This is a genomic window from Virgisporangium ochraceum (assembly GCF_016863655.1).
In the GTDB taxonomy this organism is placed as follows: Bacteria; Actinomycetota; Actinomycetes; order Mycobacteriales; family Micromonosporaceae; genus Virgisporangium; species Virgisporangium ochraceum.
In genome coordinates, this window is record NZ_BOPH01000102.1 from 35,950 (window position 1) to 62,627 (window position 26,678).

At 73.5% G+C, this 26,678-nt stretch carries 27 protein-coding genes and 1 pseudogene; 10 read left to right on the top strand and 18 right to left on the bottom strand.

Annotated features, from left to right (window positions below; translation table 11 throughout):
* Positions 1-7: 7 nt before the first annotated feature.
* Both Voc01_RS37135 and Voc01_RS37140 read right to left on the bottom strand, forming a co-directional pair.
* Positions 8-634: a response regulator transcription factor gene (locus Voc01_RS37135; RefSeq protein WP_203932359.1), complete on the bottom strand. Its 627-nt coding sequence runs from the start codon at positions 632-634 to the stop codon at positions 8-10.
* On the bottom strand, positions 631-1,869 hold the full coding sequence (locus Voc01_RS37140) for a sensor histidine kinase (RefSeq protein ID WP_203932360.1): 1,239 nt from the start codon (positions 1,867-1,869) through the stop codon (positions 631-633). Before Voc01_RS37140 ends, Voc01_RS37135 begins: the two co-directional genes overlap by 4 nt.
* 103 nt (positions 1,870-1,972) lie before the next feature.
* Between Voc01_RS37140 and Voc01_RS37145 the strand changes: the two genes are divergently transcribed.
* The 4 genes from Voc01_RS37145 (at position 1,973) to Voc01_RS37160 (ending at position 5,977) form a co-directional block, all read left to right on the top strand.
* Positions 1,973-2,809, top strand: a complete 837-nt coding sequence (locus Voc01_RS37145; RefSeq protein WP_203932361.1) for a hypothetical protein — start codon at positions 1,973-1,975, stop codon at positions 2,807-2,809.
* 19 nt (positions 2,810-2,828) lie between these two features.
* On the top strand, positions 2,829-3,527 hold the full coding sequence (locus Voc01_RS37150) for a hypothetical protein (RefSeq protein WP_203932362.1): 699 nt from the start codon (positions 2,829-2,831) through the stop codon (positions 3,525-3,527).
* A gap of 59 nt (positions 3,528-3,586) precedes the next feature.
* Positions 3,587-4,702, top strand: coding sequence for a hypothetical protein (locus tag Voc01_RS37155; protein WP_203932363.1), 1,116 nt, complete (start codon positions 3,587-3,589; stop codon positions 4,700-4,702).
* A gap of 63 nt (positions 4,703-4,765) precedes the next feature.
* Entirely contained in the window at positions 4,766-5,977 is a 1,212-nt protein-coding gene (locus Voc01_RS37160; protein WP_203932364.1) for an outer membrane protein assembly factor BamB family protein, read from the top strand.
* 33 nt (positions 5,978-6,010) lie between these two features.
* On the opposite strand, the gene Voc01_RS37165 is transcribed toward Voc01_RS37160, so the two are convergent.
* Complete coding sequence (locus Voc01_RS37165; protein ID WP_203932365.1) at positions 6,011-6,943, bottom strand: hypothetical protein; 933 nt, start codon at positions 6,941-6,943, stop codon at positions 6,011-6,013.
* Between the two features lie 153 nt (positions 6,944-7,096).
* On the opposite strand from Voc01_RS37165, the gene Voc01_RS37170 reads away from it, so the two are divergent.
* Positions 7,097-7,774 carry a response regulator transcription factor gene (locus tag Voc01_RS37170; protein ID WP_203932366.1) on the top strand — a complete coding sequence of 226 codons (678 nt, stop codon included), beginning with the start codon at positions 7,097-7,099 and terminating at the stop codon, positions 7,772-7,774.
* Positions 7,767-8,849, top strand: a complete 1,083-nt coding sequence (locus Voc01_RS37175) for a sensor histidine kinase (protein WP_203932367.1) — start codon at positions 7,767-7,769, stop codon at positions 8,847-8,849. The genes Voc01_RS37170 and Voc01_RS37175 overlap by 8 nt, the downstream gene beginning before the upstream one ends.
* A gap of 7 nt (positions 8,850-8,856) precedes the next feature.
* Here Voc01_RS37175 and Voc01_RS37180 read toward each other — a convergent pair whose 3' ends face one another.
* From Voc01_RS37180 to Voc01_RS37200, 5 genes are read right to left on the bottom strand one after another with little or no spacing between them, the layout of a single operon-like run.
* Positions 8,857-10,041 (bottom strand): ABC transporter permease, encoded by a 1,185-nt coding sequence (locus Voc01_RS37180; RefSeq protein WP_203932368.1) that lies wholly within the window; start codon positions 10,039-10,041, stop codon positions 8,857-8,859.
* Complete coding sequence (locus Voc01_RS37185) at positions 10,038-10,712, bottom strand: ABC transporter ATP-binding protein (protein WP_203932369.1); 675 nt, start codon at positions 10,710-10,712, stop codon at positions 10,038-10,040. Before Voc01_RS37185 ends, Voc01_RS37180 begins: the two co-directional genes overlap by 4 nt.
* Positions 10,709-11,785: an efflux RND transporter periplasmic adaptor subunit gene (locus tag Voc01_RS37190; RefSeq protein WP_203932370.1), complete on the bottom strand. Its 1,077-nt coding sequence runs from the start codon at positions 11,783-11,785 to the stop codon at positions 10,709-10,711. The genes Voc01_RS37185 and Voc01_RS37190 overlap by 4 nt, the downstream gene beginning before the upstream one ends.
* 5 nt (positions 11,786-11,790) lie before the next feature.
* On the bottom strand, positions 11,791-12,300 hold the full coding sequence (locus Voc01_RS37195; protein ID WP_203932371.1) for a hypothetical protein: 510 nt from the start codon (positions 12,298-12,300) through the stop codon (positions 11,791-11,793).
* A complete protein-coding gene (locus tag Voc01_RS37200; RefSeq protein WP_239160761.1) occupies positions 12,300-13,553 on the bottom strand; it encodes a serine hydrolase domain-containing protein in 1,254 nt (417 codons plus the stop codon). The genes Voc01_RS37195 and Voc01_RS37200 overlap by 1 nt, the downstream gene beginning before the upstream one ends.
* Before the next feature lie 161 nt (positions 13,554-13,714).
* On the opposite strand from Voc01_RS37200, the gene Voc01_RS37205 reads away from it, so the two are divergent.
* On the top strand, positions 13,715-14,320 hold the full coding sequence (locus Voc01_RS37205; RefSeq protein ID WP_203932372.1) for a hypothetical protein: 606 nt from the start codon (positions 13,715-13,717) through the stop codon (positions 14,318-14,320).
* Positions 14,321-14,349: 29 nt separating this feature from the next.
* A complete protein-coding gene (locus Voc01_RS37210) occupies positions 14,350-15,885 on the top strand; it encodes a penicillin-binding transpeptidase domain-containing protein (protein WP_203932373.1) in 1,536 nt (511 codons plus the stop codon).
* Positions 15,886-15,888: 3 nt separating this feature from the next.
* Here Voc01_RS37210 and Voc01_RS37215 read toward each other — a convergent pair whose 3' ends face one another.
* Together Voc01_RS37215 and Voc01_RS37220 are read right to left on the bottom strand one after the other, a co-directional pair.
* The gene (locus Voc01_RS37215; RefSeq protein WP_203932374.1) at positions 15,889-16,641 is read right to left on the bottom strand and encodes a hypothetical protein; all 753 of its coding nucleotides are present in this window, start codon (positions 16,639-16,641) and stop codon (positions 15,889-15,891) included.
* An 80-nt stretch (positions 16,642-16,721) separates the two neighbouring features.
* Positions 16,722-17,309, bottom strand: coding sequence for a TetR/AcrR family transcriptional regulator (locus Voc01_RS37220; RefSeq protein WP_203932375.1), 588 nt, complete (start codon positions 17,307-17,309; stop codon positions 16,722-16,724).
* 76 nt (positions 17,310-17,385) lie between these two features.
* Here Voc01_RS37220 and Voc01_RS37225 point away from each other — a divergent pair.
* Positions 17,386-19,011 (top strand): annotated as a pseudogene (locus Voc01_RS37225) (MDR family MFS transporter); the annotation flags it as partial.
* A 22-nt stretch (positions 19,012-19,033) separates the two neighbouring features.
* Here Voc01_RS37225 and Voc01_RS37230 read toward each other — a convergent pair.
* Positions 19,034-19,897 carry an HAD family hydrolase gene (locus Voc01_RS37230; protein ID WP_203932377.1) on the bottom strand — a complete coding sequence of 288 codons (864 nt, stop codon included), beginning with the start codon at positions 19,895-19,897 and terminating at the stop codon, positions 19,034-19,036.
* A gap of 34 nt (positions 19,898-19,931) precedes the next feature.
* Positions 19,932-20,570 carry a TetR/AcrR family transcriptional regulator gene (locus Voc01_RS37235; RefSeq protein ID WP_203932378.1) on the bottom strand — a complete coding sequence of 213 codons (639 nt, stop codon included), beginning with the start codon at positions 20,568-20,570 and terminating at the stop codon, positions 19,932-19,934.
* Between the two features lie 79 nt (positions 20,571-20,649).
* Between Voc01_RS37235 and Voc01_RS37240 the strand changes: the two genes are divergently transcribed.
* Positions 20,650-21,171 (top strand): anthrone oxygenase family protein, encoded by a 522-nt coding sequence (locus Voc01_RS37240; RefSeq protein ID WP_203932379.1) that lies wholly within the window; start codon positions 20,650-20,652, stop codon positions 21,169-21,171.
* Here Voc01_RS37240 and Voc01_RS37245 read toward each other — a convergent pair.
* The 6 genes from Voc01_RS37245 to Voc01_RS37270 form a co-directional block, all read right to left on the bottom strand.
* A complete protein-coding gene (locus Voc01_RS37245) occupies positions 21,145-21,702 on the bottom strand; it encodes a hypothetical protein (protein ID WP_203932380.1) in 558 nt (185 codons plus the stop codon). The genes Voc01_RS37240 and Voc01_RS37245 overlap by 27 nt on opposite strands.
* Positions 21,703-22,056: 354 nt before the next feature.
* Positions 22,057-22,878 carry a class I SAM-dependent methyltransferase gene (locus Voc01_RS37250; protein WP_203932381.1) on the bottom strand — a complete coding sequence of 274 codons (822 nt, stop codon included), beginning with the start codon at positions 22,876-22,878 and terminating at the stop codon, positions 22,057-22,059.
* A 28-nt stretch (positions 22,879-22,906) separates the two neighbouring features.
* Complete coding sequence (locus Voc01_RS37255; RefSeq protein WP_203932382.1) at positions 22,907-24,265, bottom strand: FAD-binding oxidoreductase; 1,359 nt, start codon at positions 24,263-24,265, stop codon at positions 22,907-22,909.
* The gene (gene serA, locus Voc01_RS37260) at positions 24,262-25,485 is read right to left on the bottom strand and encodes a phosphoglycerate dehydrogenase (RefSeq protein ID WP_275423789.1); all 1,224 of its coding nucleotides are present in this window, start codon (positions 25,483-25,485) and stop codon (positions 24,262-24,264) included. Before serA ends, Voc01_RS37255 begins: the two co-directional genes overlap by 4 nt.
* Positions 25,486-25,623: 138 nt before the next feature.
* On the bottom strand, positions 25,624-26,145 hold the full coding sequence (locus tag Voc01_RS37265) for an RICIN domain-containing protein (protein ID WP_203932383.1): 522 nt from the start codon (positions 26,143-26,145) through the stop codon (positions 25,624-25,626).
* 44 nt (positions 26,146-26,189) lie between these two features.
* On the bottom strand, positions 26,190-26,612 hold the full coding sequence (locus Voc01_RS37270; RefSeq protein ID WP_203932384.1) for a hypothetical protein: 423 nt from the start codon (positions 26,610-26,612) through the stop codon (positions 26,190-26,192).
* Positions 26,613-26,678: the final 66 nt, after the last annotated feature.

Genomic DNA, 26,678 nt, shown 5'->3' on the forward strand with positions numbered 1-26,678 from the left:
CGCGGTGTCACGCGCGTCCGCTGTTCCGCGGGTCGGTGGGCGGGGGGTACTCGTCGATGAGGACGCGGACGTCGTCGATCGGCTCGTCGACGGCGGCCCACTTGGCGCGGATCCGGTCCAGGTACGAGCGCACGGTCGGGATGGCGATGCCGATCCGCCGGGCGGTGGCGGCCAGCGTGCTCCCGGTCCCGTAGAGGTAGAGCACCTGGAGCTCCTTGGCGGACAGGTCGGGCGGGTCGTCGTTGATGAGCGTCATGAGCTCGGTCGTCAGCGCCTTGCGTCCCGCGTGGACGGTGCGGATGGCCTCGGCGAGCTTGGCCGCGTCGTCGTCCTTGATGAGGTATCCGCTCGCGCCCGCGCGCATCGTCGCGCGGACGTGCCGCCGTTCGCCGTGCACCGAGATGACCAGGACGCGGGCGCCGGCGGCGCACAGGGCAGCGACGTTGGCCGCCGGTCCGGTGCCGTCCTCGAGCTGCAGGTCGAGCAGGACGACGTCGGCGACGACCCGGCCCGACAGGTACTCCTCGACGCCGGTGGCGGAGCCGGTGACGGCGATGTCGGGCGTCTCGGCCAGCAGCGCGCGCAGGCCCGCCGGCACCAGCCGGTCGTTGTCGATGACGGCGACCCGGATCACGCCGGCCACCGCAGGTCGACGCGCGTGCCCTGACCGGGATGACTGTCCACTGTGGCCTCTCCGCCGACCTCGCGCATCCGGGCCAGGATCGAGTGCCGGATGCCGTAGCCCGGCGGCATGCCGTCCGGGTCGAACCCCTTGCCCTGGTCCACGACCGCGACCGAGACGGCCGGCTGTCCGGTGTCGCCGGTGCCCCGCGCGGTCAGGTGGGCACGGTCGGTGCCCGCGTGTGCCGCGGCGTTGCTCAACGCCTCCGCGCCGGCCGACTGCAGCGCGCCGACCACCTCGCCGGGCAGGTCCTCGGGAAGGTTGGCGAAGTGGTAGGTGACGCGCAGCCCCAGGGTGGCGCTGGCGTTGCCCGCCTCGATCAGCGCCAGCGACAGGTCGGTGACCGTTCCGCCGGTGCCGTCGGGCGCCGCGCCGCGCAGGATGTTGACGCTGACCGAGCACTGCCGGCGGATGACCGGGTCGGGGTGGCCGGCGGGGCCGGGCCCGGCGATCGCGGTGAGGATCCGTAGTGGACCGTCGTGCAGTGCGCGGTAGCGGCGGACCTGCTCGTGGAAGTGGCGCTCCTTCAGCTCGGCGTGCGCCCGGCCCGCCGCGACCCGTTCCCGGGCCGCCACGACGTCGCTGGTCGCGGCGTCGACGAGGTCGACCAGACCGCCGAGCCGGCTGATGAGCACGTAGCAGCAGCAGGCGGTGGCCACCTGCCAGCCCACCACGTTGAGGTCGGACAGCACGTCGGAGGGGCCGCGCGCGATGGGTCCCCAGCCCACCAGGTTCCCGACCGCGAGCGCCGCGCAGGAGGCGACCGTACGCCGGGCGCTGCCACTGATCAGCGCCACCGCCGCGGCCACCGCCACGGCGACGGGCTCCAGCCCCGAGTTGGCGACGTGGTCCTGGAACGCGGGGGTGCGTGCCGCCAGCGGCAGGACGGCCAGGCAGACGGCGGTGACCAGCACGTCGACGGTCAGCACCCAGCCGGGCACCGGGTCGCGGCGCAGCAGCGCGCGCAGGAACATGACGCTCCAGACAGCCAGCACCACGTACACAGCCGCGGCGAGGGGCGGCGACGTGTAGGCGTCGGTGTGGACGAGCGCCACCACGCTCAGCGCCACCATCCCCAGGGTGGCCAGCCGGGACACCACGGACACGGCCACCGCCAGAACCCGGATGCGGTGTCGCAGGTCGATGCCGCTCAGGAGCGTCGGAGCCCGTTCGACCTCAGTCGTCACTCGTTCGAGCATGTCACCGGCCCACCGGGCTGTCCATGCCGCACCTGTGCGGCATGGACACGTCCCCGCGCGGGCGGGAAGCATCGACGGGAACGCATGATCGATGGAGGTCCAGATGTTCCCGCAGCAGCCGGCCGCGCACCCGGAGCACCAGCCGGCGACGCACGCCGAGCCGCACCCGGCCACGCACCCGGAGCTGTACCAGGCGCCGCAGCCGCCCACGGACGGTGGTCCGCATCCGGAGCTGTACCAGGCGCCGCAACCGGACACGCACGCGCCGCAGCCGGAACCGGCCCAGCCGCAGCCCGCGCCGACCGCCGGGGGCATCGCCGGACCCGACGCGCCGGCGTCGGGCCCTCCGGTCAGCGCTCCTCCGGGGTACGAGGCGCCGGTCTCCGGCCCCTCGGCCGCCGGGTTCCCGCCGTCTACACCTGCGTCCCCCCAGCCGTTCCCGCCGCCGTCCCCCCAGCCGTCCCCCCAGCCGCCTCCGCCGGGACGCACGGCGTTCCGGCTCCTGGTGGCCGCCGCGGTCGTGCTCGCCGCGGCGATCGCGGTGACCGCGACCCTCGGCTGGTCGGCCGTGTCGGATCTGCGGCGGGGGGTGTCGGACCGCGAGGCCGAACAGACCAGGGTCGCCCAGCAGGAGGAGGCCGCCGCCCGCAAGGTGCCCGAGGACTTCCGCAGCGCCGGCCTGGAGTCGAAGCTGCAGCGCGTCAAGGACCTCGACAAGGCGGCGGACGTGGCCTTCCGCGCCTGGCGGGACGGCGGGATCCGCCTCGGCCTGCTCGATGAGGCGATGGACGCCTGCAACGACGCCGTCATCGCCTACGACGTCGCCGCCGGCCCGTTCCCCGACCGGCTGTTCACGTCGCTGCCCAAGCGGATCGACCTGAAGAACCCGGAAACCGACTGCGGCCGCGCATTCACGGCGAACATCTGAGCGAGAGGCTGTCGACACCGTGTACCCCGAACACCCGCAGCCCGGACCGAACGCGGTCCCGCCGGCACCGCCCGCCGAGCCGCCGGCTTCCCCCTGGTCGCAGGCACCGTCGCAGGTCCCGCCGGCGCAGCCGCCGGCGTCCGGCTGGTCGCAGGCACCGCCGGCGGACGCGCCGACGTCCGGCTGGCCGGCCACGCCCCACGCGACGGCCTCGTGGCAGGAGCCCGGAACCCCGCCGTGGCAGGCGCCGGGAACGCCGGCGGCCCCGACCGGCGGCCCGCGGCCGAAGCGGGTGACCGTTGCCGCCGTGGTGGCCGCCGCGCTGCTGCTCGTCCTCGTCGTCAACGGCGTCGTCGTGCTGGCGGTCCGCGGTCAGCTGCGCGGCGAGACGACCCGGCTCGACCGGGAGCTGGCGGCACACCAGCAGGCACAGAAGCAGGCCCGCGAGGCGCTGCAGGCCCAGTTCCGGGAGGCCGACCTGCCCGGCAAGCTGCAGACGGTCCGCACCCGCGACAAGGCCGCGACGGCGGCCCTGATCGCCTGGGGCAGCTCCGGCCAGCCGTACAGCGGCCTCAAGACCATCCGCCAGGCCCGGAACGACTGCGAAGACGCGGTGATCGACTACAACGCGACGGCCGCCCGCTTCCCGTACGACATGATGGGCGGGCTCCCGCTGCGCATCAACCCGTCCGACGACACCACCGACTGCGACCGTTGACACCCGTTCCCGAGCGGCGAGGGCAGGTCGTGCGGCGCCGCCGCCTCTAGAATCCGGCCGTGGTCGATGGCTTCGGGGCGCTGCAGGGTTCGTACGGCAGCGTGCACAGGATCCCCGCCGGCGTCGCGCTCGGGACGATGGGCGGGGCGGCGCTCGTCGGGCTGATCCTGGCCCTCGCCCACGTGTACGCCTACGCGCTCGCCCTCCCGGTGGTCGTGCTCGTCGTGCTCGCGGTCGTGCGGTTCCGGGTGGACCCGGCGGAGCGGCGCCGCTGGCTCCTGGTGTACGAACGCGGCCTGGTCGAGCGGGTTCCCGGTCCCGGTGGACCGACCGTGCGGTACCTCCCGTTCGCCGACGTCACCGGCGTCGTGCCCGACCGGGGCTTTCCGGGACGGCCCGCGCTGGCCGTGGCGTCCGAGCCGCCCTCGGCCGTGCGGCTCGGTGACCTCAGCCCGGCCTCCGGGCTCCACGCCACCCTCGACCGGCACCTGCCCGGTGTGGTCCCGCGTCCCGGTACGACCCCGGTGCTGGTGGTCACGGCCGCGCTCGCGGTCCTCGCGCTCGTGCCCTTCGCCGTGCCGGTCGTCCGTGCGCTGGACCCGGATCCGGCGGCCGGCACCGCCGGGACGGCCGGCCCGGCGTCGAGCGTCTCGCCCGTCCCGTACAGCCCGCCGTTCCCGCCCCCGCCCGCGGCGCCGCCGAGCGGCCCGCACGCGATCGACATGCCGACGGGCGTCGCCGGCTTCTGGTCGGTGTGCGACGGCAACTTCGTGCCGAGCGCCCCCGCGTACACGGGACCGCCACCGCACCCCATGTGGGACCGGGTGCCGACCTACGCCGAGCACGAGTGGCGGTCGAGCACGCCGACCGCCGTCCAGCTCGTCGCCTGCCATTCGGCGACCACGGGCGCGAAGGTGCGCACCTGCCGGTACACCCTCGACGGCAAGCCCTTCGTCCAGACCCTCCACAAGGTGACCTGGACGACCGTGATCCGCGAGGCGAAGACCGGCCGCGTGGTCGCGAACACCACGTTCGTCGCCGCCGACGAGCGCTGCAAGCCGATCCCCGAGATCACGTACAGCAGCAACGGCACCGCGAGCTTCGGCGACGACCAGTCCGCCGAACCGACCGACGAGCAGGCGTACGCCAACCTCGGCCGGTACGTCCTCGGCTGACCGACGGCGGGTCACCTGGCGTGAGCCGCCCGGTTCCGGTGGGCCGGCTAGGCTGGCCGCCATGTGGCTCGCCGGCTGGAGGGCGTGGGCGTGAACCTCCCGTCCGGCGACCTGTCGCGTACCGGGCGCTTCCCGGGGCCGGGCCTGCCGGGCCGGCCGCGGGTCCGGCTGAGGATGCCGGGGGAGAGGCCGTCCGTACCGACGGTGGTCGGCGGTACCGCGTTCTTCGGCGACGCCGAGGGCGGCGTCCACGCCGTCGACCTCGCCGACGGCGACGCGCTCTGGCGGTCCCGGCACGATCTTCGCTATGCCGACGGGTCGGCGGCGCTGTCGTCAGTGGCGGCGCTGCCGGCGGTCTCCGACGACCTGGTGTTCGTGGAGGCGGGCGGGCAGGTGTTCGCGCACGACCGCCGCACCGGGGAGCCGCGGTGGTGGGTTCCGGAGATCAGCAGCCATCACCCCGTCGTCGTCGGCGGGCTGCTGGTCGTGGTCCACGATCTGCACGCCGCGGCGGCGTACGACGGCGGCACCGGCGACAAGCGGTGGGTCACGGAGTCCGACGACCTCGGGTTCGGCCTGCTGGCGGCGTTTGCGGCGGTCGCCGGCGGCCGGATGTTCCTCACCGAAGGGGTCGAGGGCAACCACACGCACGGCGGCCTGCACGCCTTCGACCTGGCGACCGGTGCGCTGGATTGGGGCCACCACGAGGAGTTCGTCGCGTGCGACCGGCCCCGCTGCGAGGGCGACGACCTGATGATCGCGCCGAACCACGCGGTGCACGCCCGCGGACTGGTGTGGGCGGTGCGCAGCCGCTACTGCGACGGCATCGGGGAAGCAACGATGGAGCTGGTCGGCTTCGACCCCGACGACGGCACCGGGCGGGTCGTGCTGACCGAGCCGGCCGGCGCGGAGACCACCGACGCCTTCCTCGGCGTCCCGGTGTTCGGCGCCGACCTGGTGTACTGCACCTCGGGGGTCCGGCTGCACGCCCTCGATCCGGAGTCCGGGCGGCTGGTGTGGAGCCGCCGGTTCGACGCGCCGGTCGTCGGGACGCCGCTGCTCGCCGGTCCCATCCTGCACCTGGCGGCCGGTGACGGACGCCTCCACGCGATCGACGCGCGGACCGGCGAGCCGCGGTGGGAGTTCGCGCCCGACGAGCCCACGAGCTGGTCGGCGGAGGTCGACAGCGAGTACGCGGAGGCGGAGTCGCCGCTGACCCTCGCCGACGGCACGCTGTTCGTCGCGACCGACCCGGCGGTCCTCGCCCTGAGCTGACGGGACCGCGCGGTCGTCAGCCCTTCAGCTTGGTCAGCCCTTCAGCTTGGTCAGCGCGGCGGTTCCCAGCGTGGTGAGCGCGGTGAACACCTTGTCCTCGTCGGCCTTGGTCCAGGTGGAGCCCGAGCCGGCGCTGCCCAGCACCTTCGCGGAGAACGTCAGGTTGCCGTCGAGGATCCACAGCTGGAACGTCGCGGTCGTCTCGCTGGAGGAGTCCCACCGGAACCCGAACGCCTTCTCGCCGGCACCGGGGATCTCGCGGATCCCGTTCTTCGCCGCGAACGTGTTCTTCGCGCTGGTGACCTGGTACTCGTAGTCGCGCCGCGCGTCGGAGTCGGAGCCCACGAAGTAGCCGCTCACGGTGGAGATGGCGGATTTGCTCCCCTGCCGCATCACCACGCCGCACGAGACCGTGATCGTGTCGTACTGGGACCGCGACGTGCTCGGCGTGCCCTGCGTGGCGCCGAACACGGCCGTGAGCGGGGCGAAGTCCAGCTTGTCGCAGAGCTCCTGCGGCGCCTGGTACTTGCCCCCGCCGCCGGCCGGCGGGGCGGCGGACGCGGTGGGTGTGGCTCCCGGGGTCGCCGGTGGCGTCGTGGCACCGGCCGGGTCCTCCGCTACCGTGCCCGGACGGTCGTCATCGCTGCGTACCACGGTGACCACCGTGATCAGCCCGGCCATGAGCAGGATCGCCAGCACGCCGGCCGCACCGAGGATGACCACGAGCGTGTTGCGGTTGGAGCGCTGCGGCGGCGGCCCGCCGGGGTACATCTGCTGGCCCGGGCCGGGGTAGCCGCCCCCGGCCGGGTAACCCTGCTGCGGCGGGTACCCGCCCGGTGGCTGCGCGTAACCCCAGTTGGCGGTCTGTCCGTACGGCGGCGCACTGGCGGTGCCGTCGTGCGGGTATCCGTACGGCGGCGCACTGGCGGTGCTGTCGTGCGGATGTGCGTACGGCGATTCCGTCATGGCCAACCCCCCGTGTGGACCGTGCGACCGACCCGACAATAGCGATCGATACCCACAGCACAAAGTCGCTGGCCTCCGTCGATGTCCAGGGTCGCCGGACCCGTCCGTGGTTTCCGTACGCCGACGATAGGGTCCGGTTCGTAGCATCGGTGCATGCGTGTGCTGGTCGTCGAGGACGAGCCCTACCTGGCCGAAGCCATCCGTGACGGCCTGCGCCTGGAGGCGATCGCGGCCGACATCGCCGGTGACGGCGAAGCCGCCCTCGAACTACTGGGCGTGAACGCCTACGACATCGCCGTGCTCGACCGGGACATTCCCGGGCCCTCCGGTGACGAGGTCGCCCGGCGGATCGTCGCCTCCGGCAGCGGCCTGCCGATCCTCATGCTCACCGCCGCCGACCGGCTCGACGACAAGGCGTCCGGGTTCGGGCTCGGCGCCGACGACTACCTCACCAAGCCGTTCGAGTTCCGCGAGCTCGTGCTGCGCCTGAGGGCCCTCGACCGCCGGCGCGCGCACCACCGGCCACCCGTCCGCGAGCTGGCGGGCCTGCGGCTGGACCCGTTCCGGCGCGAGGTCTACCGCGACGGCCGCTACGTCGCGCTCACCCGCAAGCAGTTCGCCGTGCTCGAGATCCTCGTCGCCGCCGAGGGCGGCGTCGTCAGCGCCGAGGAGCTGCTGGAGCGGGCATGGGACGAGAACGCCGACCCGTTCACCAACGCGGTGCGCATCACGATGTCGGCGCTGCGCAAGCGCCTCGGCGAACCGGCGATCATCGCCACCGTGGCCGGTGTCGGCTACCGCATCGACGCCGGCGGGACGACCGGTGGATAGGCGGCCGGGGCCCAGCGTCCGCCTCAAGCTGACCCTCAGCTACGCCGGGTTCCTCATGGTCGCCGGGGCGCTGCTGCTCGCCACCGTGTGGGTGTTCCTGCTGCGCTACGTCCCCGATCCGCCCCACACCGACGTCGGACCGAACCTGGTTCCGCCCGGACCCACCCGCGACGAACTGCAGCGGGCGTTCGCGCCCCGGGCGGTGCAGGCGCTGCTGTTCCTGCTGGTGTTCGGCCTGCTGGGCGGGTGGGTTCTCGCCGGCCGGATCCTGGCACCGCTCACCCGGCTCACCGAGGCCACCCGCCGGGCCGCGACCGGGTCCCTCGCGCACCGCATCCGGCTTCCCGGGCGCCGGGACGAGTTCCGCGAGCTGGCCGACGCGTTCGACACGATGCTGGCGCGGCTGGAGGCGCACGTCGCCGAGCAGCGCAGGTTCGCGGCCAACGCGTCCCACGAACTGCGGACCCCGCTGGCGGTCACGAAGACCCTCCTCGACGTGGCCCGCAGCGACCGCGACCGCGACACCGACGAGCTCGTCGACCGGCTGCAGGCCGTCAACGCCCGGGCCACCGAGCTCACCGGGGCGCTGCTGGTGCTCAGCCGCGCCGACCAGCGGGCCTTCACCCGGGAGGACGTCGACCTGTCCCTCCTCGCCGAGGAGGCCATGGAGACGCTGCTCCCGCTGGCCGAGAAGCACGGCGTCACCCTGGAGACGTCCGGCGACATCACACCGACGGTCGGCTCGCACGCGCTGCTGCTGCAGCTGACCACGAACCTCGTGCACAACGCGATCGTCCACAACCTGCCGGAGCGGGGCCGGGTGTGGGTCTCGACCGGCGTCCACGGCCGCACCGTCGCGCTCATCGTCGAGAACACCGGTGGGACGCTCGCACCGGACCTGGTGCCCACGCTCGTCGAGCCGTTCCAGCGCGGTACCGGACGCGTCCGCGGCGACGGGGTCGGGCTCGGCCTGGCGATCGTGCGCAGCATCGCCGAGGCGCACGACGGGATGCTCGTCCTCCGGCCCCGTCCCGGTGGCGGGCTCCGGGTCACGGTGACCCTGCCGGCCGGCTGACCCGTGCTCATACCGTCCGCAACGCCGTGGTCGGTGACATCCGGGACGCGCGCAGGGCCGGCAGCAGGCCGGCGAACGCGCCGATGAGGACCGCCGACACGATGCCGCCGGTCCACGCCTGGACGGGCACGACGACGTCCCAGCCCTTCGCGCCGGCGAAGACGGCCGTCGCCGCCGCACCGGCCAGGACCCCGACGGCGCCGCCGGCGACGGCGAGCAGGATCGACTCCGCCAGGAACTGGGTGCGGATCTGGCCCCGCGTGGCGCCGAGGGCGCGACGCAGGCCGATCTCCGAGCGGCGTTCCAGCACCGATATGATCATGATGTTGGCGACGCCGACGGCACCGACGACCAGGGCCACCACGCCCAGCCCGAGGAACAGGCTGTCGAACGCACCCGCCGCCGCGGCCCGCGCGGTGAGCACGTCGGAGGGCCGGCTGACCGCCACCTCGTACGGCGACTCCGGGTTGGCCGTCCGGGCGAGCAGCGACCGCACCGACGGGACATGGTCGATGTCGGCGCGCACGTAGATCGACGTCGGCCACCCGGTGCCGTAGCCGAGGTACCGCTGCGCGGCCGGATACCCGACGAGGGCGCTGTTGGCGACCGCCGGCTCCAGCGGCGACGGCTCGAGGATGCCGGCAACCGTGAACCACTGGCCGCCGAGCCAGACCCGCAGATCGGGGTGGACGCGGTCGATGCCCAGGTGCGCCGCGGCCGACGCGCCGAGCACCACGACCGGCTCCCGGGCGGTGCCCTCGTTCAGCCAGACGCCGCGCGCGACGCCGGTCCGGAGCACCGCGGGCAGGTCGAGGCTGGCGGCCCGGACCTGCAGTCCGCCGGTGTTCGCCGCCGGGATCAACGGGTTCCGGTAGACGCCGTCGTCCTTCAGCAGGGCGGTGTGCGCCACCGACTCGACGTGGTCGAGGTGGGTGATCCGCGCCGGCGCCTCGACGGGCAGGTGCACGTCGCCGCCGGCGAGGCTCGTCCCGGGCTCGACGGTGAGCAGGTTCGGGCCGAGCCGGGCGATCTCGGCGAGCAGCCCGGCCTGCGACGACGAGGACAGCCCGAGGACGGCCACGATCGCCGCCGTCCCGATCGCGATCCCGAGCGCCGACAGCGTGGCGCGCAGCGGACGGGCGCGCAGGCCGACGCTGGCCACGCGGAGCCCGTCGCGGAACCCGAGCCTCATGGCGTGACCCCCGTGTCGGAGACGACCCGGCCGTCGAGCACCCGGATCCGTCGGGGCAGCTGGCCGGCCAGCCCGGCGTCGTGCGTGATCATGATGATCGTCGAACCGTCCGCGTTGAGCTCGTGGATGAGGGCCATGATCGACGCGCCGGTGGCGCTGTCGAGGTTCCCGGTCGGCTCGTCGGCGAGCACGATCGACGGGCTCCCGACGAGGGCCCGGGCGATCGCCACCCGCTGCCGCTGCCCGCCGGAGATCCGGTTGGGGGTGAACGTCGCCCGGTCGGCGAGCCCGACCCGTTCGAGCGCCTCGTCGGCGAGCCGGTACCGCTCGGCGGCCCGCACCCCCGCGTACAGCAGCCCGTCGGCGACGTTCTCCCGCACCGTGGCGTGTTCGGCGAGGAAGAACTGCTGGAAGACGAACCCGATCTCGCGGGCCCGCAGCAGCGACAGCGCCCGGTCGTCGAGCCGCGCCACGTCGGACCCGCCGACGCGGACCACGCCGCCGCTGGGCCGCTCCAGCGTCCCCATCACGTGCAGCAGCGTGGACTTGCCCGACCCGGAGGGGCCGACGATCGCCACCAGCTCGCCCCGCCGGACGGAGAAGGAGACGCCGCGCAGGGCCGCCACGTCGCCGTAGTCCTTGGTGACGCCGTCGAGTTCGAGGACGGTCACGGCACGACCACCCGGTCACCCTCGCGCAGCGCGCCCTCCTCGACCTGGACCCGGCCGCCCGCGGCGTCGAACAGGCCCAGCCCCACCGCGACCAGCTCGCGCCGCCCGTCGGGGCGCACGACCTCGACCGCGTACCCGCCGCCGGCCGCGCCGACCAGCGCGGTCACCGGGACGCTGAGGGCGTTGTCCACCTCGGTGGTCGTGATCCTCACCAGCACCGGGGCCCGGTCGAGGCCGCGCGCCGCCGTCGGGTCGTCGAGGCTGACGTAGGCGGGGACGGTGGCCGCGGTCTGTCCGGTGGCCACCTGGGCGACCCGGCCCAACCGGTCGACCTTCCCCGGCACGGATCTGTTGCCCGGCAGGGTGACCCGCGCGGCGTCGCCCGGATTCACCTCGCCCTGCTGCGACGGGTCCAGGGCCACCTGCACCTCGATGGTGTTCGACGTGGCCTGCGCGACCGGCGCACCCGGCTGGGCGGGCCCGCCGAGCGCGCCGGTCACCGCGGCGATCCGCACCGATCCGGGCAGGAACACGACATCGCCGAACGCCAGCCTCCCGGTCAGCTGCAGGCCCTTGGCGTGCTGGAGCACCCGCAGCGCCTGCTGGGTCCGCCACGTGAAGGCGTTGTCGTCGGGGTTGATCGCGACCCCGGCGGCCGTGTCGTGGCCGAGCGCGTGCAGGCTCGCGTTGAGCTGGCGCACGTCGTGGCCGGTGAGGCCGCTACGCAGCTCGCGGTATGCCGGGACGGTGCCGCACAACGCCAGCACGGGCCGGTCGTCGACGCGGTAGAGCACGTCGCCGCAGGCGACCTCGGCGCCGTCGGTGGGCAGCGCGGTGTACGTTCCGCCGGCCTGGTTGACCACCGGGTACGGCGAGCCGTTCGGTTGGGCCCGGTAGGTCAGCGTCCCGCTCTGGGAGATCTCCGCCGTGAGCGTTCCGCGTTGTACCGGCGCGGTGTTCGTCGGAGTGTCGCGCGCCGTCGCCGGTTCCTTGTCACGGGACCCGATGAGCACGGCGCCGGCCACGACGGCGGCGACCGTCGTCGTGGCCAGCACCCATGTCCTGCGCTTCACCGCGGCTAGCTCCCGTCGCCCGAGACGCCGGCGGCCCTGGCGTACTCGCCGCACTTCTTCCCGGCGGCGTTCAGGGCGTTCATCCCGTCGGCCGTGTTGGCCGACGGGATCCGGTTCGTGTCGATCAGGGGACTGTCCGGCGCGGGGTCGGGGAAGTCCCTGATGCCGTTGTCGCGCATGCACCGGGCGAACTGCAGCGCCGCCTTCTGCTCCTCGGCGTTGCGCTGGTGGCCGGTGAACCCGGCCGGCTGGAGGTCCCTGCACGCCTCGATGGCCTTCTTCCAGGTGGCGGTGTTCGGGTCCAGCGACGTGCCGTTCAGGACCCCGTCGACGGTCAGCTCACCCGACGGGTCCGGGTCGGGGAAGTCCGTCACGCCGTTGTCGCGCATGCACTGCGAGAACTTCATGGCCTTGTCGCGGGTGGAGTCGGCGGTGTCGGTTGCCTCGGGGGTGCCCGAGCAGCCCGCGCCGAGCGCGGTGACGAGGGCGAGGGCGGCCACCATGGTCCGGCGCATCAGCCACCGCCTCCGGTGCCCGGGTCCGCTCCGGTGACCGCCTTCATCTCCTGCAGGATCATGTCGACCAGCGACGCGTTGCGGTCGTGGTTGCCGAGGATGACGCCGACCCAGCCGGTGTCCGGGTAGATGCTCCAGGTGGCGCCGACACCGGGGTTGCCACCGGAGCGCTGCCAGACCCACTGGCCGGCGGCGATCTCGACCACGGGTCCGTAGGAGGAGAAGCTGGCCGGACCGTGCGGCAGTTTGGCCGAGGTCAGCACGTCGGCCCAGGGCCGGCTCAGCAGGGTCCCGTCGGCGAGCGCGAGCGCGAACCGGACGAGGTCGGGCGCGGTGGCGAAGCCGCCGTCGCCGATGGCGTCGATGAAGCCGCGGCCGGGGTTGCGCCCGAGGACGTACTCGTTCGGGCTGCCCAGGTCGAGGTGGTGGAGGGCGTCGACGACGCTGCCGTCGGCCACCTCCATGTACGGGTGGGCGATGCGCCGGTCGGTGAGCCACTGCGGCCTGGTGTAGAACGCCGAGCCGGTCATGCCGGCGCGCCGGAAGATGTTCCGCTCGACGTAGTCCCAGTACGTCATGCCGCTGACCGCCTCGACGATCAGGGCGGGGATGACGGTCTCGCCGCCGGCGTGGGTCTCGGTGGGCAGGCCGGGGATGCCGGTCAGCCGCACCTGCCGGGCCCACCGCTCCTGGTACGCGTGCTGCTCCTCGCGGCTCTGGAAGATGCGCTCCTTGTCCTCGGTGGGCGTGTCCACGCCCGAGGTGCCGGAGAGCAGGTGGTGGATGGTCACCTTCTCGGCGAGGTCGGCGGGGAAGCCGGTCAGGTACGTGCCCACCGGGTCGGACAGCTTCAGCCGGCCCTGCTGGGCCAGCTGCAGGATGGCCACGGCCCTGAACGGCTTGCCGGCCGAGCTGAGGGTGAAGGCGGTGCTCTCGTGGTTGCGGATGCCCCGCTGCGCGTCGGCCATCCCGTAGGCGCGCGAGAGCACCGTGCGGCCCCGGTGCGCCAGCAGCACCACGCCGGAGAACCGGCCCTCGGCGGCCAGTCGGGCCACGTACCGGTCGTAGGCGCCGCCCGGCAGCGCGTCCGGCGGTATCCGGTCCCGCCCGGCCGGGTCTGCGTGTGCCACCCCGGCGGTCGCGAGCGGCACACCGGCACCGATGGCACCGGCGGCGGCCAGTCCGGTCCAGCCGATCAGCCGCCGCCGGCCGGGGCCGCGGGCGGGATCCGGGTCGTAGGTCATACGGTCCATGCCGCTACTCAAGACGAGGCGCCGTTGCGTGGGCGTTCGCGATTTTCGATATGCCCGCGATAGCCGCGGGTCCGTCCCGTCGGGGCGGTCGCGGCCGGACCCAGCGGAGTCCCAGCGGACGCACAGAGAGTGCGCAGGTTGACGCGTTACCGTGAGGGCCCGTGCCGCTTTCCAGCCTGCCCGGGCCGCCACCGCATCCGCACGGACCGCATGCCGCCACCGAGGACGTCCACGACTCCGCCTTCCTGATGCGGGTGCTCACCGAGTCGGCGGGGGAGGCGGCCGTGTCGGCTCTCCGGGCGCGCGTCGACCCGGCGGCTCTTCCGGTCACGTGGGTCACCGACCGGCTGCGGGTCGCCTGGGAGTGCGCCCCCTCCGGCGGCCGCCGCGACGCGCTGCTCGCCTGCGCGGAACGGGCCGTCGCGGCCGGCGTCGACGTCGGTGCGGTGGCGTCGCGGGGTGACGGGGACCGGCTGCCGCACGTGGAGGCGGTCGCGGGTCTGGTGCAGGGTGTGCTGCTGGCGCACGTCCGCGACGACCTGGCCACGACGCCGGCAGCCCGGGACCGGCTTGCCGACCGGGTTCCCCGGGGCACCCTGCTGCCCGCGGCACCGTGGTGCCCGCCGGTCAACGCGGCCGGCCGTTTCGCCGCGGCCACGGTCGACGACTTCGACCAGCCCGAGGACGCCAAGATGCTGGTGTGCCTGCGGCTGCTGGTCGCCTGCACGGCCCGACTGGGGGCAGTGGACGACGGCGTCAGTGGATAGGATCCCGCCATTCACATGGGGGACCGTCAATGACCCGCGAATCGATCATCGAGTCCGCACCCGCGACGTGGCCCGGGGGTCGGCGTGCCGCGCTCGCCGTGGTGGTCGTCCTGGCGTGCGCCGCCGCGGCGGGTGCCGTCGCCTGGCGGGCCCGGACAGCGCCCGAGTCGACGATGTCGCGCCTGCCGCGGGCCTCGGAGCTGTACGCGTCCGACGGCACGACGCTGATCGCGCGGTTCGACAGCGACGACCCCCGCGAGAGCTGCCTGCGGGTACCCGTCAACGACTGGGGCTACTACTGCGACCACGTCGTCGCCTGGTGGCGTACGCAGGCCGCGTTCGGGGCCGACGAGGGGCAGCGCCTCGACCGGCTGCGGCACGGCGGGTACCGCCTCGGTGGCTCGCTCGACCCGCGCCTGCAGGCCGGCGCCAAGCAGCGGGTCGACGCGCTGCTGCCGGTCACCGACCCGACGCTGTTCACCGTCGCCACGATCGAACCCGGCACCGGCCTGGTCAGGACGATGGCCGCGAACCGCACGTTCCGCCGGCCCCAGGGTCCGCCCTCGGCCTCGCCCCCGGCCGACCCGGGCCAGCCGACGGGGCGACCCACCGGGCCGGATGTGGTCGACCCGCTCGTCGCGGGCGGCCCGACCACCCCCGGCGACGCGGCGGGCGCGCCGTTCATGATGTTCACGCTGGCGGCGGCGCTCGACAGCGGTCTCAGGTTGGACCACGCCATCGACACCGGGCGCGTGTACCGGACGGCGTACCGCATCGACCCGCAGAGCCCCGTGGCCTGCGGCGGCGGGTACTGGTGCCCGGCCAACACCGGCGACCCGGCCTACCTGTCGGGTCGGCGCACGATGTGGGACGCGTTCACCCACACGGTGGTCACGTACTTCGTGGCGTTGCAGGAGCGGCTCGGCGCCGACCGGGTGATCGAGATCGCCGCGCGCCTGGGCATCACGTTCCGCGGCGACATCGACCCGCAGCTGGCCAAGCCCCCGAACGGCGCCTCGTGGGGCGCGTTCACCCTCGGCGTCTCGGCGACCACCGCCCTCGACCTGGCCAACGCGTACGCGACCCTGGCCGCCGACGGCACGCACTGCCGGCCGCTGCCGGTCGCCGAGGTCTCCGACGCCGTCGGACGTCCGGTCGCCGGCGTCGGGCCGCGCTGCGAGCAGGTGCTGCGCCCCGGGGTCGCCCGCGCCGCGATCGACGCCGGTCGCTGTCCGCTCGGCGACCGATCCGCGTTCGGCGACCGCTGCGGCGCGGGCGCCGTGCCGGGCACGGCCGTGCGTGGCGTCGTGGGACGTCCCGTGTCCGGCCAGACCGGGCTGACCGACAACCGCCGCACCCACTCGGTGGTGGTCGCCGCACCCCAGCTGGTCACCGCGGCCATGGTCGCGGCCGCGCCGGGCCGGAACGGGGGCCGGGGACAGCTGGCGTCCGGTGTACCGGAGGGCGCGATCGACGCGGTCGCCCGGATCGAACACGACGGTCTGGCCCCGCTGCCGTCCCGCGATTTCGCCGCCCCGCCGCGCGGGCTGGCGACCGCCGCCTGACGGTCAGCCGGCGACCGTCGCTCCCGGCCGCGACGCCCGCGATCCGCCGTCCGTCGCCCCGCGGACGGCCGTGACCGCGGCCCGGCCGAGCAGGAGGAGCAGGAGAACCGCCTCGACCGGCACGGTGATCACGAGCCACCCGGGGACACGGCGGCCGAACCCGACGGTCGGCGAGACGGGTCCGTCGCGCTCCACCGCGCGGCCGTCGAGGGCGACCACGTCGAGGAAGCGCGGGGTGGACCCGTCCACGTGCAGGGAGATCGACGCCGTGTGGTGCCTGCGGTCGACCACGTAGCGGACCGTGCACACGCTCCTGTCGCTGCCGGCGTGGGTGACGCAGTCGTGCTTCGTGTCGACGGTGACCGGGTGGCCGTACCGCCTGACGTAGTCCGCGCCGGACCCCGCGACGAACCCGATCGACGCGAGCGCCGCGACGGGGAACAGCGCCGTGGCCGCGACCGCGACCCGGATGCCGGCCGCGGGCACCGGCGGCCGCTCGATGGCGGATCCGGCCAGCGTCCAGCCGCCGAGAACGGCGGCGGGCGCGACCGCGAGCAGGAGGAGACCGGCGACGAGCGTCGCCTCGAACGCGACCATCACCAGCGCCGCCGACCCGGCCGCGAGCCCGAGCGACGCGACCCCGACGCCGATCCGCCGGCGACCGGCCGCTCCGGGCCGGACCGGTCGACGCGCGAGCCGCACCAGCAGGGCGGCGCCGGCACCGGCCGTCGCCGCCGCGGCCCCGAACAGCGCCATCACACCACCATCGACCACCGCGGGACCCTACCGCGCGACGCGCGGTGACGGGTTCCCGAACCGACCGTTCGGCGTACCGGTCAGCGGTCCTTCGACGTCCGGGCCGACTCGGCCAGGTCGACCATCCCGAGCGCCACCTCCAGCGCCGCGGCCGCCCGCTCGTCCTCGGTGTGCGTGTCGTTGTCGTCGTCGAAGAGGAACAGGCCGATGTGCATCGACATGATCGACAGGGCGCTCTGGATCTTCACCGGCAGCGGGTCGTCGGGTTCGACGAGAACGGCGAAGACGCTCATCATCGCCTCCTTGAGCCCCTCGCCGCGGGTCTGGTCGCGCAGCGCGGTCCGGTTCCGTTCGGCGAACCGCATGATGTTCGAGTGCTTCGCGTCCCGCAGCTGGGCGGCGTAGCGCCGGACGACCTCGCGCCGGACCTCCGGTGTGCGGGGCTGGGCGTGTGCCCAGTCGACCAGTTCGCGCAGCAGCGCCAGCCGGTCGTCGATCAGGCTGCCGATGATCTCTTCCTTGGTCTTGAAGTGGTAGTAGAGCGCCGCTTTGGTGACGCCGAGCCGCTCGGAGATCTCACGCAGCGACGTCGCCTCGTATCCCTGCTCGGTGAACAGTTCGAGGGCGACCTCCTGGATCCGCCGACGCGTGCCTGACCGCTCCCTCATCTGCCTCGCCCTCGAACTTACTTGACGGCCGGCTAGTAAGCCGCCTACCGTCTCCACTGGGTCTCATACTAGCCGGCCGGCAAGTAAGCCGGTTCGTCCATCGGGGGTCACCATGTCCGAACCCACGCCCGCGCCGGGTCGCCGCCGGGAGGTCATGGCGGTGCTGCCGGGCCTCATGCTGGCGATGCTGCTGGCCATGCTCGACAATATGATCGTCAGTACCGCGATGCCGCGCATCGTGGGCGACCTGCACGGTCTGTCCCACCTCTCCTGGGTGGTCACCGCCTACGTTCTCGGTACGACGGTCTCCACCCCGATCTGGGGGAAGATCGGCGACCTCTACGGCCGCAAGAACATCTTCCTCACCTCGATCGTGATCTTCCTGATCGGGTCGGCCCTGTCCGGCGCCGCGCAGACGATGGGTGAGCTGATCGGCTTCCGCGCCCTCCAGGGCCTGGGCGCCGGCGGCCTGATCGTCGGGGTCATGGCGATCATCGGTGACCTGGTGCCGCCGCGCGAGCGGGGGCAGTACCAGGGGTTCATGGCGGCCACCATGGCGGCCGCGACCGTCGCCGGTCCCCTCGTCGGCGGCTACATCACCGACCACCTGAGCTGGCGGTGGGCGTTCTACATCAACCTGCCGCTGGGCGGCCTGGCCCTGGCGCTGCTCGCGGTGCGGCTGAAGCTGCCCACCCGGCGCACCGAACACCGGATCGACTGGCTCGGGTCGGGCCTGCTCGCCGGCGGGATCACCGCGCTGGTGCTGATCACCACCTGGGGCGGCACCGAGTACGGCTGGGGTTCGTGGCAGATCCTCGGCCTGGTGGCGCTGGCCGTCGTGCTGCTCGCGGCGTTCGCTGTCGTCGAGCGGCGGGCCGCCGAGCCGGTGCTGTCACTGGGGCTGTTCCGCAACGTCAACTTCACGCTGTCGACGGTCATCGTCTTCCTGCTCGGCTTCACGATGTTCGGCGCGATCAACTTCCTGCCGCTGTACCAGCAGACCGTGCAGGGCGCGTCGGCGACGAACTCGGGGCTCCTGCTGCTGCCGATGATGACCGGCATGCTCGTCACGTCGCTCGTGGCGGGCCAGCTCATCACGCGCACCGGGCGCTACAAGGCGTTCCCGGTCATCGGTGGCGTCCTGGTGGTCGTCGGAATGGGGCTGCTGGCGACGGTCGACATCGACACGTCGCGGCTGCGCTCGTCGGCGTTCATGGTGGCGCTCGGCGCCGGTCTCGGCCTGCTCATGCAGACCACGATGCTGATCGCGCAGAACAGCGTCGACCAGCGCAACATGGGCGTGGCGAGCAGCACCACCACGTTCTTCCGCTCCATCGGCGGTTCGTTCGGTGTATCGCTGTTCGGCGCCGTCTTCAACCACACGCTGGAGAACGACCTCACCACGCGGCTGGGTCCTGGCGCGGCCGAGGTGGCCTCGGGCGAGGGCGTCGCCGGCCTCACCCCGGAGAAGCTCGCCACCATGCCGGGCGAGGTGGTGTCCGCACTGCTGCACGGCATCGCGGACTCGACCGCGGCCGTGTTCCTCTGCGCCACGGTCATCGCCGTCGTGGTACCGGTGGCGGCGGCGTTCCTCCGGCACGAACCGCTGCGCGGAGCCGAGCCCGCGGCGGCGGAGGCGGCGCCTTCCCCGGCCGTCGACGCGACAGCCGGGAAGGAGACCGGACGGTCGTCGCCGGCGTGACGGCGCTCGCCCCGGTGGTCCGTCAGGCGGGAACGGGGCCGCAGGCGGTGCAGCCCGGCCGACGGATCCGTCCGCCGTCGACGGCGCCCAACGCGTGGAGGGCACGGGCGAACCCGTCGTCGTGGATGCAGGAGGTCACGACCGTCGCGGCGGCGAGGACGTCCGGGTGGGCGCCGGCCACCGCCACGGCGACGCCGCACAGCGCGAACATCGGAAGGTCGTTGGGCATGTCGCCGACGGCGACGGCGTCGGCGGGTGCGACGCCGAGGACCGCCAGCGCCCGGCGGACACCGCTGGACTTGTCCACCCCGGCCGGGGCGATGTCGACGACGTGGGTGGTGGAGTAGGTCACCGTCGGCGCCGGCCCGCCACCGAGCGCCGTCACCGCGCGCATCAACTCGTCCGAGGTCCGGTCCGGATGGCAGATCGACATGGCGCACGCGGGGTGCCGGGCGAGGTCGGCGACCGGGACGGTCTCCTTGCGGCCGCGCAGCCGGTCGCCCCGCTGCCGGGCATACGCCCCGGTCATCCGCCACGTCTGTCCATCGTGGACGGCCATGCCGGCGCCGGCCAGCCGCGCCACGGTGAACCGCACCAGCCGGTCGACGCCCGCCGGCGCGATCGTCTCGCGCCACAGGGTCTCCGCGGTGGAGGGGACCCAGCCGACCGCGCCGCCGGAGCAGACGGCGATCGTCAGGTAGGGGGTGAGCGATCCGATGGTCGCGACTCCGGGCGGGGTCCTGGCGGTGGCGGCGATCAGCGGGATCCGGCGGGCGGCGAGGTCCGCCGCGGCGGTCAGGGTGGCGTCGCTGACGGTCCCGTCGTGGTGGACGACGGTTCCGTCCAGGTCGGTGACGACGGCGCGGACCGCGGACCGGACGGGCACCTGACGATGCTCCCACGTCGGCGGCGGGACGGGCTCAGCGCGGGAGGAGCGCGTCGGTGAGGGTGGCGGCCAGCCAGTCGGCGTAGTCGTCGGTGGACCAGCCGCAGGTGGTGGTCAGCCGCTCGAACACCTCGATCGACGTCAACGCGAAGATGATGTCGGCCGCCCGGTCGGTGTCGACGCCCGGGCGCAGGGCGCCCGCCGCGGCGAGCATGCCGGCCGGTCCGCGGGTCCCGGTTCGGCGTTGCGCCTCGGACTCCCTCAGCAACGGACCCAGGCCGCCGGCCGCGGCGCGCAGCACCGCGTGCACCGGCGCGATGCGCTCGGCCATGGCGGCCACCATCCGGGCGTAGAGGTGCAGTTTGCGCACCGGGTCGGGTTCGCTGACGATCACCGCCACCGCCGGCCGTTCGCTCATCGGCACCGGCGCGGCGTCGCCGGCCAGGGTCGTGTCGTAGACCAGCTTCGCCAGGCCCGCCTTGCCGCCGGGACAGGCGGTGTAGAGCGTCTGGACCGCGACGCCGGCCGCGGCGGCCACGTCGCCCATCGTCGTGTCGGCGTACCCGCGGCTGAGCATCAAATCCCGGGCGGCGTCGGCGATCCGCTGGCGGGTGGTGTCGGACTGCTCACGGCGCAGTTCGCTGCTGTAGCGGCGTTTGGGCTTGTCCGTCATCGGACACCATCTTGCCAAAGAATTCGGTGGAAGGCACTCTATTGAATATAGCGTCTTCTACTGGAGCGGAGTGCCGGTGATGCGGACCTGGTCGTTCGAGGTGGTGCGGGCCCTGGCCACGGCGCTCGTCGCGCTGTACGCCGGCGGCGTGTTCCTCGTGGTCGTCTCGCCGGGCGTCACCGGCCTGCCGGCCGACGCCTACACGCGCTGGTGGCAGGCCATGAACACGGACATGGGCCGGGCCATGCCACCGCTCCTGCTGACCTGCGTGGGCCTGCTGACGCTCACGGCCGTCCTCGGCTACGGCCGCTCGACACCGGCCGTCGTCGCGGCGGTCGTGGCGATCCTGCTCATCGCGGCGACGATCGGGCTGACCGTGACCCGCATGGAGCCGCTCAACGCGCTCGGTGACACCTGGAATCCGGAGGCCCCACCGGCCGACTGGACCGAGGTCCGCGACCGCTGGCAGCGGCTGCACCTGGTACGCACCGTCCTCGCCCTGCTGACCCTGGCGACCCTCCTGGCCGCGCACGTCGTCGAGCGGGCACCGGTCGCACCCGAGCGGGCACCGGTCCTACCGGCGCGGAGCCCGGTCGGCTGACGCGAGGCGCCGGTAGCTGTCGCGGTCGCGCGGAACGACCGGCTCCCGCAGCGCGCGGACCGCGACCGGCTCGCCGACGGACCCGATCACCGTCCCCATGACGTTCTCCCAGCCGAGCCCGTCGGCGTAGGGATCGATGCTGTCCTGCGCGACGATCCTCGGCCGTCCGGAGACCTCCATGGCCCAGTACCGGCGCTCGTAGGCGATGCCGTTGCTGTCGTCGCCGCCACCGACGTCGGCGGCGAAGCAGGTGCCCAGACCGGGCACGTCGTACTCGGCGACCAGGAACACCGTGCGGCGTACCGGCGTGGGCGCCTGCTCCGCGGTGCGGGCCAGGTCCGCGGCCGACAGGTTCCGCGGGCGCATGAACGGCTCGCTCATCGCGGCGCCCGGTGCGGAGTGCAGGAAGCTCTCCGTCAGCGCGATCCGCCGCTCGACCTCGTCGTCGGGCTCGGTGAGGTGGGCGACCTCCTGTTCGTGCAGCACCGCGAGGAACTCGCCGAAGAAGGCCACCGCCCCGTCGATGTTCATCGGCTCCCGACCTCCGGTCGCGCTGTCGGACTCCGATCGGTCCGGGTCAGCAGACGCGATCGTAGTCAGCGTCCCGCCGGCGGGAGCGCGGATCCGTTGACCCGCGCTCCTTACGGTGGTCGGGTGGCCCGGCCGTCCCGGAGGTAGCGACACATGACGATTTCGGCGTCGAGCCCGGCCGCGCTGCCGCCGGCGGAACTGGCGGACCTGCGCGGGCGCATGCGCCGGTGAGTTCCGGTCGGTCGAGCTCGCCGTGGTCGGCCGCCGCGCGTTGCGCGCGGCCCTGCTCGCCCACGCCGAGTCCCGGCTGCGGGTCGTCAACCCGCGCTTCGTGGCCGACTACGACGCGGAGGCCTAGCGGCGTACGGCGGTCGCCAGGTCGGTGGACATGGCCACCTCGACCTCGTCGCCGTAGCCGGTCAGCGTCGTGACCAGTTCGGCCGTCAGGTCCTCACGCACCTCGGGCGGCAGGATCAGGTGCGCCGAGGTCGTGTTGGCGACCGCCACGAGGTCGGCCACCGTCATCCGGCGCGTCCAGTGGTAGCGGCGCATCCGCAGGTCGGTGAAGTACGTGCGCGCGTCGGCGTCGATCTCGGGCCAGCCGTCGGGACGCCCCCGGTCGGCGACGCCGTCCGGACCGGGTGCGGCTCCCGACGGTCCGCGCACCGAACGGATCCCGATGCCCCGGCGGTCGTACGCGTCCGTGAACGCGTCGACGACCCGCCGATCGGGATAGTCCTCCCCGTTCCAGAACAACGCGATCACGCCGCCGCCATCTACCGCGGCACCGGCGTCGGCCCACCGCGTCGCCGGATCCGTCCAGTGCCACGCCTGCGCGCTGATCAGACCGTCGAACGTGGCCTGCCGGGTGGCCGACCAGTTCTCGAAACTGGCGACCTCCACGTGGACGTCCGCGTCACCGCCGACCTTCGCCGACAGCACGGCCGCCATCTCCGGATCCGGCTCCACGCACGTCATGGCCATGCCGCGGGCGGCGAATGCGGTGGTGGCGATGCCGGTGCCCGCACCGACCTCCAGCACGCGCCGGCCGGGCAGCATCGCCACGATGTCGTCGACCAGCCGGTCCGGATAGCGGGGGCGGTACCGGTCGTACCGCCCGGCGACCTCGCCGAAGCTGCGCGCGCGGATGCTGTCGATGTCCGGGTCCCCGCTCATGCGGCGAATTGTCGCACGTGTCCGCCGGTCAGCCGGGCAGCAGCACCCCGGGGTTGAGCATGCCCTGCGGGTCGAGGGCGGCCTTGATGCGGCGCATCGCGCCGATCTCCTCCGGCGTGCGGGACAGGGACAACCAGGGCGCCTTGGCCCGTCCGACGCCGTGCTCGGAGCTGATCGTGCCCCGGTGGGCCGCGACCAGGCGGAGGACCGCGTCGGTGACCTCCTCGCTGCGGTCGCCCGCGTCGAGGACGTTGAGGTGGAGGTTGCCCTCGTTGAGGTGACCGAAGGGGATGACCCGTGCCGTCGGGGTCACCCGGGCCACCGTCGCGGGCAGCTCGGCGACGAGCGCGGTCAGCTCGCCCAGCGGCACGCACACGTCGAGCTTGGTGGGGACGCCGGCGGCGCTGATCGCCTCGGTGTGCGCCTCGCGGTAGGCCCACAGCCGCTCCAGGCCGGCCCGGTCGGAGGCGACCGTGGCGTCCTCGACCGCCTTGCAGGAGGAGAGCAGCTCCAGGATGTGGTCGGTCGGGTCGGTGCGGGCCGCGCACTCCAGGACCACGTACGCCCCGGCCGGCCCGTCGAACGGCGCCGGCAGCCTGGCGTGGGACCGGACCAGGTCCAGGCCCTCCGGGTAGAAGATCTCGGCGGCCGACAGCGTGGCGAGCTCGGCGCGGGCGGCCGCGAGCAGGTCGAGCGCCGCGTCGGTGCCGGCCACGGCGACGAGGGCCACCGCACGTGCCGGCAGGAGGGGGACCAGCCGCAGCCGCGCCCGCGTGACGATCGCGAGCGTGCCCTCGCTGCCGGCGACGAGCTGGGTGAGGTCGTAGCCGGTGTTGTCCTTGGCCAGCCCGCCGAGCCGGGTGAGCACGCTGCCGTCGGCCAGCACCGCCTCCAGCCCGACGACCTGCGCCCGCATGCTGCCGTGGCGCAGCACCCGGATGCCGCCGGCGTTGGTGGCGATCATGCCGCCGACCGTGGCCGACGACCGGGCGGCCAGGTCGACACCGAAGTCGAGCCCGGCCGCGCGGGCGTGCGTCTGCAGCTTCTCGAGCGTGACGCCGGCTCCGACGGTCACCTGTGCCTCGACGGCGTCGACCGGCTCGACCTCGGCGAGCCGGGCGAGGCTGACCAGCACCTCGCCGCCCGCCGGGACGCCCGCCCCGACAAGGCCGGTGTTGCCGCCCTGCACCACGACCGGCGCCCCGGCCGCCGCGCACGCCCGCACGACCGCGACCACCTCGGCCGTCGACGCGGGACGCACGACGCAGCGCGCGGCGCCGGTGAACCGGCGCGTCCAGTCGGTCTCGTACGGCGCGCGCAGGTCGTCGTCGACGAGCACGTGCGCCGCTCCGACAGCCGGACGGAGCGCGTCCTCCAGAGAGGTCATGAAAGCACCCGCAGCCGGATGGTCTGCTCCATCTCGCGCAACCGGGTGAGCACCACGTCGGAGTAGGTGGCGCCGACGTCGGTGACCATGTAGCCGTACTCGCCGCGGGTCGACAGCAGCTGACCCTCGATGTTGACCTCGTGCTCGGCCAGGATGCTGTTGACCTGGGCCAGCACGCCCGGCGTGTTGCGGTGCACGTGCGCGAGCCGGTGGGTGCCGGCCTGCTGGGGCAGCGCGACCGACGGCAGGTTGACGCTGAGCGTCGTGTTGCCCTCGCTCACGTACTGGGCGAGCTTGTTGGCGACGAACCCGCCGATGTCGGCCTGCGCCTCCTCGGTCGAGCCGCCGATGTGCGGGGTGAGGATCACGTTGGGCAGGCCGCGCAGCTCCGACCGGAACTCGTCACCACGCCCCTTGGGCTCCTGGGGGAAGACGTCGACCGCCGCACCGGCGATGTGCCCGCTGACCAGGTGCCGCCGCAGCGCCGCGTAGTCGATGACGAAGCCGCGGGACAGGTTCAGGAACAGGCTGCGCGGCCGCATGCGGGCGAACTGCTCCTCGCCGAAGAACCCGCTGTTGCCGGGCCGCCCGTCGACGTGCAGCGTGACCGTCTCGGCGACCTCGAGCAGCTCGTCGAGCGTGTCGCAGCGCTTGGCGTTGCCCAGCGCGAGCTTGTCGGCGGTGTCGTAGAAGTAGACCCGCATGCCCAGCGCCTCGGCGAGCACGGACAGCTGCGTGCCGATGTTGCCGTACCCGACGATGCCGAGGGTGCGTCCGCGCACCTCGTGGCTGCCGGTCGCCGCCTTGTCCCACTCGCCGTCGTGCATCTTGTCGTTCTTCTCGACGACGCGGCGGGCGAGCATGATGATCTCGGCGAGCGCGAGCTCGACCACGCTGCGCGTGTTGGAGAACGGCGCGTTGAAGACGGCCACCCCACCCGCGGCCGCGGCCGCCAGGTCGATCTGGTCGGTGCCGATGCAGAACGCCCCGATGCCCAGGAGCTGGGACGCCGCGCCGAGCACCCGGCCGGTCACCTGGGTCTTGGACCGGATCCCGAGCAGGTGCACGTCGCGCACCCGTTCGATCAGCTCGTCCTCGTCGAGCGCACTGGACACGCTCTCGACGACGCAGCCCGCGGCGTGCAGCCGCGAGACGGCGTCGGGGTGGATGCTCTCGAGGAGCAGGGCGCGAATCTTCTCGTGGCCGACCATGACATCCATTCACGTTCCGGGCCTCCGGTTGAAAGCCCAGGCCAGATCGTATCGGGCCGGCCGGCCCCGGAGGTCGGGGTCCCCGCCAGGGGTGAAGACGCACGGCGGGCCCCGGTACCGAACCGGTCACCGGGGCCCGCGCGTGTGTCACCGCTGGATGAACGTCACCTGCGTGTTCCTGTTGTTCGCGCCCTTGTCCCACAGGGTCACCGGCGCGTTGTTCGTATGGGTCTGGTTCCCCTGTTGGTGGACCACCTTGTTCGGGGCCAGCCACGTCTCGATGTACAGGTAGCCGTTCGGCGCGGGCATCGACTTGAACCGCTCGTTGTTGTACGCCGCGTTGCACGGCCACTGGATGATCGGCTGGCCGTTGAGGTACCTGTTGCCGGAGACGTTGACGCACTGCGACGTCGCCCGGTTGCGGATGAGGAAGTAGGAGCGGTCGGCGGACCAGTCCAGGTACCAGTGCGTGTTGTACGCGCCGGTGCAGGTGTACTGGGTCAGCTGGACGTTCAGTGGGGTCGCGCCGGCCACGTCGAGGCACTTGCCGGAGTGCGCGAACACGATCTCGAACGGGCCGGTGACGGTGGCGGCCGCGGCCTCCTCCCGGCCCATCGGCACGGTGACGGCCAACCCGGCCACGATCACGGCGAGCAGTCGTCGCAGCATGGTCCTGTCCTTTCGAGGTGATGGGTCACGGGCCGGAGCGGCGGTCAGCAGACCGAGGGGACGCAGCGCCGCCAGTTGCCGGTCCATCCCTTGCGCGGCACGAAGTCCTGGTACCACGGGTCGGGCGACGACGTGCCCACACCCACCACGACGCGGCGGTATCCGCTCGGCGATACCGCCCACCACAGCACGACGTCGGCGCGGCCGTCGCGGTCCGGCATCTGGACCCACCCACCGGAGGTGGACCAGTCGTGCCAGATGGTCCGGTCGGGCGCGATGCCGAAACACTCGTCGTACCTGCCGTCGCCGGTCCAGTCGGCGGTCATGAACGCGCTGTCGCTGTTCAGCAGGTTGCCCCGGTGGAAGCACGTGACGTACACCGCGGACGCCGGTCCCGCCACGGTCAGCACGACCGAGCCGGCCAGCAACAGGGGCACGGCCAGCCAGTGGAGCACGCGTATCTTCATCGGTTCCCTCCCTTTGTCCCCGGACCGCCCGAACGCTACGGATCGCCCGGAACCGCCGCATCCAAC